The 4,790-nt window shown below is 61.9% G+C and carries 6 protein-coding genes; all 6 read left to right on the forward strand.

Annotated elements, in window-relative coordinates; genetic code table 11:
* Positions 1-16: 16 nt before the first annotated feature.
* Positions 17-781 carry a cytochrome c biogenesis protein CcsA gene (gene ccsA / locus HRF45_07970; GenBank protein MEP0766459.1) on the forward strand — a complete coding sequence of 255 codons (765 nt, stop codon included), beginning with the start codon at positions 17-19 and terminating at the stop codon, positions 779-781.
* Positions 782-904: 123 nt separating this feature from the next.
* Positions 905-1,123, forward strand: a complete 219-nt coding sequence (locus HRF45_07975) for a hypothetical protein (GenBank protein ID MEP0766460.1) — start codon at positions 905-907, stop codon at positions 1,121-1,123.
* Position 1,124: 1 nt separating this feature from the next.
* Positions 1,125-1,511: a cytochrome c maturation protein CcmE gene (locus HRF45_07980; GenBank protein MEP0766461.1), complete on the forward strand. Its 387-nt coding sequence runs from the start codon at positions 1,125-1,127 to the stop codon at positions 1,509-1,511.
* A gap of 58 nt (positions 1,512-1,569) precedes the next feature.
* Complete coding sequence (gene ccsA / locus HRF45_07985) at positions 1,570-4,116, forward strand: cytochrome c biogenesis protein CcsA (protein MEP0766462.1); 2,547 nt, start codon at positions 1,570-1,572, stop codon at positions 4,114-4,116.
* Positions 4,058-4,420 carry an aspartate 1-decarboxylase gene (locus HRF45_07990; protein MEP0766463.1) on the forward strand — a complete coding sequence of 121 codons (363 nt, stop codon included), beginning with the start codon at positions 4,058-4,060 and terminating at the stop codon, positions 4,418-4,420. Before ccsA (HRF45_07985) ends, HRF45_07990 begins: the two co-directional genes overlap by 59 nt.
* Before the next feature lie 53 nt (positions 4,421-4,473).
* Positions 4,474-4,790: hypothetical protein (locus tag HRF45_07995; GenBank protein MEP0766464.1), on the forward strand; the 317-nt coding region annotated here is incomplete at its 3' end.

Consider the following 4,790-nt stretch of genomic DNA (forward strand, 5'->3'; position numbering starts at 1 on the left):
ATTTGGAGAGAATGACTTGGTTCTTCGCGTAGCTCTGTGGCTGTTCATGGTGGCCGTGATCGTTGCCGCCTACCTTGCGCCTCCTGCCAGCCAGTTTCAGGTAGAAGATGCGGCGCGGATCATCTTCTTCCACGTACCTGCAGCCATCGCGTGCGTGGTGTTCTTCGCCATCGGGGCCTACTATGCGGGGCGGTTCCTGCGGCGCAAGCAGGACATGGATGATGTCAAGTCGCTTGCGGCCATCGAGATGGGCACCCTGATGTGCGTATTGGCAACAGTCACCGGCTCCATCTTCGCTCTGATTCAGTGGGGAAGCGCTTGGCACTGGGACCCGCGTGAGACCTCCATCGTCGCGCAGCTGCTGATCTATGCGGCATATTTCGCACTTCGCGCCTCGGTCCAGGACCCGAGGCGGAGGGCGAGCCTATCTGCGGGCTACGCGCTGTTCGCCATCGTGACCGTGCCGTTTCTCATTTTCGTTGCGCCCAGATACTGGGCTTCGCTGCATCCTGAGAACACGTTGGTCAGTCCGGCAGGGCTCGATCCCATCTATCGAACGGTACTGTGGTCATCATTCGCAGGGTACATGACAATCGGTCTGCTCGTCATGCGCCTTCGGGTACGCCTGGGTGAGCTGACCCTGAGATTGGAGAACGCATATGGACTGGAGACTGGCGGTCATGCTCCCGCCACTCATCGTTTGGTCGGCGCTGATGGGATACCTGTTCTGGGTGGAGAGGCGCGTCAGACACGTCGAGAGGGAGACGAGGCGATTACTTAGCGGTAATATGGATTCGAAGCGAGTCGATGGTTGAGAGCCGCGGGCCCTGTCGGTCCGAGCTCTGGAGCCGTCATGCTGAGATCGTCGAGGCATGCGGCCGGGTGAGCCAGGGATGCGTGCCAAATGTGGGAACGCGCGGATTGCGGGGGCATGCTTCGACAGGCTCAGCATGACGATTGGAACGACACGGCATGGCGCTTGGAGCGGCTCAGCATGAAGATTGGAACGACACGGCATGACGATCCGCGCGGCGTGCGTGCGGATCACGGTACTGTCGCTAGATTCTGGAGCGAGCGCTCCGACAATCGGCGTGGCGACTGTGTAGTAGGTGTAAACAAGTAAGATGAAAGCGGGTCCGATAATCACGATCTTGCTCGTCGCCGCCGGGATTGCGGTGGCGGTGTATTCGTTTATGCAGAGTTCTTCGCCGTACGTCACCATTGCCGAGGCCAAAGCGGCTGCGGGTCGCAAGGTTCACGTTGCAGCTGACCTCGTGCCGGACAGCATCGTGAGCAACCTCGAGCGTAAGGAACTGCGGTTCGTAGTCGAGGACGCGGCCACGGGTGAGCGGCTTCCCGTCGTGTACCATGGATTCAAGCCGGAGAACATGGAGGCCGCGCCGAGGGTCGTGGTACAGGGGGCTGTCGAAAACGGGGAGATGCGCTGCGACAAGATTCTGTTGAAGTGCCCGTCGAAGTACGAAGGGAAGGTCGAGACATCGGGCACCTAGTTGCTATGTGGCTTGCGCGCAGCAGGCCGGACGACGCTGAGCAGCGCGGAGGGTCGTAATGCTGATCGGCAAGTTGGGGGTCGGGCTAACACTCGCAGTTTTCGCCTTGGCTTCGCTGGGGTATGTGCTGGGCGAGAAGTACCTAGCCTTTGCCCGCAGGGCATTCCGCGTCGCCTGCGTCCTGCTCTTCGCCGTCGAAGGCTACCTCGTCTATCTTCTGCTCGCGGGGCGCTACGAGTTCGAGTACGTCTGGCAATTCAGTGAACGGAACATCCCCTGGTACTTCAAGGTGTCCGGAGCCTGGGCGGGGCAGGAGGGCAGCTTCCTGCTCTGGGCAACGCTGACCGGTGCTCTCGGGCTCCTGGTAATGACACGCCTGGGCAAGCTCGAACGACCCTTCATGATTGCCTACAGCTTGGTCCTGACCGGGCTGGCGGGCATCATCGCTTTCAAGCCGCCTTTCACCTATCACGTGGACGAGGCGACCGGCCAGTGGCTGCGAGACGCCTCCGGCGCAATCTTCGTCCCCCCGGACGGCAACGGCTTGGTTCCGGCGCTCGAGAACTATTGGATGGCGATCCATCCACCCATCATGTTCCTCGGCTTCTCTTCGCTGGCCATCCTATTCTGCTTCGCCATTGCCGCCATGGTACGGGGCGACCGGAAGGCTTGGTCCGTGAAGGCACGGCCTTGGGCAGCGTTCTCCGTTGCTACGACGGGTTTGGGCATGTGTCTCGGCGGCTTCTGGGCTTATGAGACACTCGGCTGGGGCGGCTTCTGGGCGTGGGACCCCGTCGAGAACGTGTCGCTGGTGCCCTTCCTGGGGGCAGTGGCTGCACTGCACGCTATCTACGTACTCAACACGACGGGAAGGATGTCGCGGGCCAGCCTGTTCCTATGCGCTTTCCCATTTCTCGCGTTCCTGTTCGGCACGTTTCTCACCCGCAGCGGGACCTTGGCCGAGGTCAGCGTACACTCTTTCGACGGCCTGGAGCACGAGACTAAGCGACTGCTGATCGGCATGGTAGAAGCGTGTACGGTGGGCTTCGTCGCGCTGTTCACCTGGTCGCACATGGCTCGGTCGATCCGCGACCCGATGAAGTCTGCGCGTTTCTCCCGCCGGTATGCGGCGCTGGTTGCTGTCGGGATGGTGACCCTCGCTTGGGCGCTGATGGTGCCTGGAGCTTTCGGCTCCTACCTGAAGTGGCCCATCGGCGTATGGGCCGTGCTGATGCTTGCTCTGCTGGTGCGCGCCATCTTCATTCGCCAGCCCGAGGACCCGGAGCGGCTGCCTCGAAAGTCGTCCGACCCGGCAGGGGCTCGTCTGGGACGCAGGCAAGGGCTGTACGCGGGCATTGCGGCTATCGTTTTCATAGCCCTCTTGACGTTGGTCGGCACGTCCTGGCCTTGGATCAAGTTCCTGCTCACCGGCAAATCCGAGGCGCTGGAGCCGAGTTTCTACGAGTCGGCCCTCGCTCTGCCTGGAGCGCTTATGCTGCTGCTCGCTGCCATCGTGCCGTTCCTGGATTGGCACAAGGGCGACGGGGGCCGCTTCCTGAACCGATTCTCGGTGCCGTGGGTCGCCGCCGTGGCGCTCGCCGTCACGGGGTTCTTTGCCCTGAACATTCGTACGCTGGTGCCGCTGCTCTTCGCCACGCTTGCCTTCCTTGCCATCACCGCGAACGCCTATCGCATTGCCGAGCTCGTCAAGCGAAGCCGCGTTACCCTGGGTGGTTTTATCGCGCACATCGGGATGGCCGTGCTGCTGCTCGGCATGGTGGTGTCCATGGCATTCGAGCGGGAGGAGAAAGTGGTCCTCGAGGGCGGAACCCCGGGCAAAGCTTTCGGGTTCTGGGTGCACCGCGGCGACGACCGCTGGTTGCCCCGCAGCTCCGAGACGAAGCGGATGCGCGAACTCGCTTTGCACTTCAAGGCGGGGGAGCGCGAGTTCACGGCCCATCCCGAATACTGGGAGCGCTGGTCTCCGGGCCGCGAAGAGCCTCAGCGCATGACTCGGCCGTGGATCAAGCGCGGCGTGGATAACGATATCTACGTAGCCATCAACCCGCCACAGCGCCCAGAGACCGAAGTGGTCTCCTTCAAACCGGGAGAGCAAAAGAAGATCGGTCCACTAACCATTACTCGACTCACCCCGTTGCAGGCAGACGGACCGACCGACAAGCCGGGTACTCGGGTAACCACCACATTCCGCTTGGAGCATATGGGGCAAACGATCGAAGTCGCGCCCGGATTCGTATTGACTGAGAACGGAATCGAGGAGCTGCTGGCGCCGCTGGGCAACGGCGAGGTAGCGAGGGTTTCGGCGGTTCATGACGTTGACGGGCCAATCGGCTTCCAGTTGGTCTCCGCAGAGGAGCTTCTGCCCCTAACGGTCCATTACAAGCCGCTAACCAGCCTCGTGTGGCTCGGCACGGGTATCATGACCTTGGGTAGCTTGCTTTCGGTGCGACGCCGGGTACTGGATTCTCGCGCGCTCTCCCGCAAGCAAGAGCTGCTCGGAAACGGTAGGTCGTCTGGAAACGGGCATGCGCCTTCTTCAATTGCTGAAAAGCAAAATCCACCACGCACGCGTAACGTACGCTAACCCCGACTACATCGGCAGCATCGAAATCGATGGCGAACTGATGGACCGCGTCGGGATGATTGACGGCGAGCTGGTGCACGTGTGGGACGTGACGAACGGCGAGCGCTTCACCACCTATGCGATGCGCGGGGAGCCCGGCTGCGTGGGTCTAAATGGGGGCGCGGCGTACAAGGTGTCCGTGGGCGACAAGCTGATCATCGTGAGCTTCATCGTGACGGACGAACCGGTCACGCCCAAGATCATCTTGGTGGACGAAAACAACCGCTACGTCCGCGACCTCGCCCCCTTCCAGCGGGAGGGGTAGGGCCTAACAGCCGCGCCACAGACATCCTGCGTAGCCTGGACATCCTGCGTAGCATGGGCATCCTGCGTAGCATGGGCATCCTGCGTAGCATGGGCATCTTGCCCATGGTCAATCACGGGCGGGACGCCCGTGCTACGGGCACCATGGACATCCTGCGTAGCATGGGCATCTTGCCCATGATCAATCACGGGCGAGACGCCCGTGCTACGGGCACCCTCGGCATCCTGCGTAGCATGGGCATCCTGCGTAGCATGGGCATCTTGCCCATGGTCAATCACGGGCGGGACGCCCGTGCCACGGGCACCATGGACATCCTGCGTAGCATGGGCATCTTGCCCATGATCAATCACGGGCGGGACGCCCGTGCCAC

This window comes from Fimbriimonadia bacterium, from assembly GCA_039961735.1.
GTDB lineage: Bacteria > Armatimonadota > Fimbriimonadia > Fimbriimonadales > JABRVX01 > JABRVX01.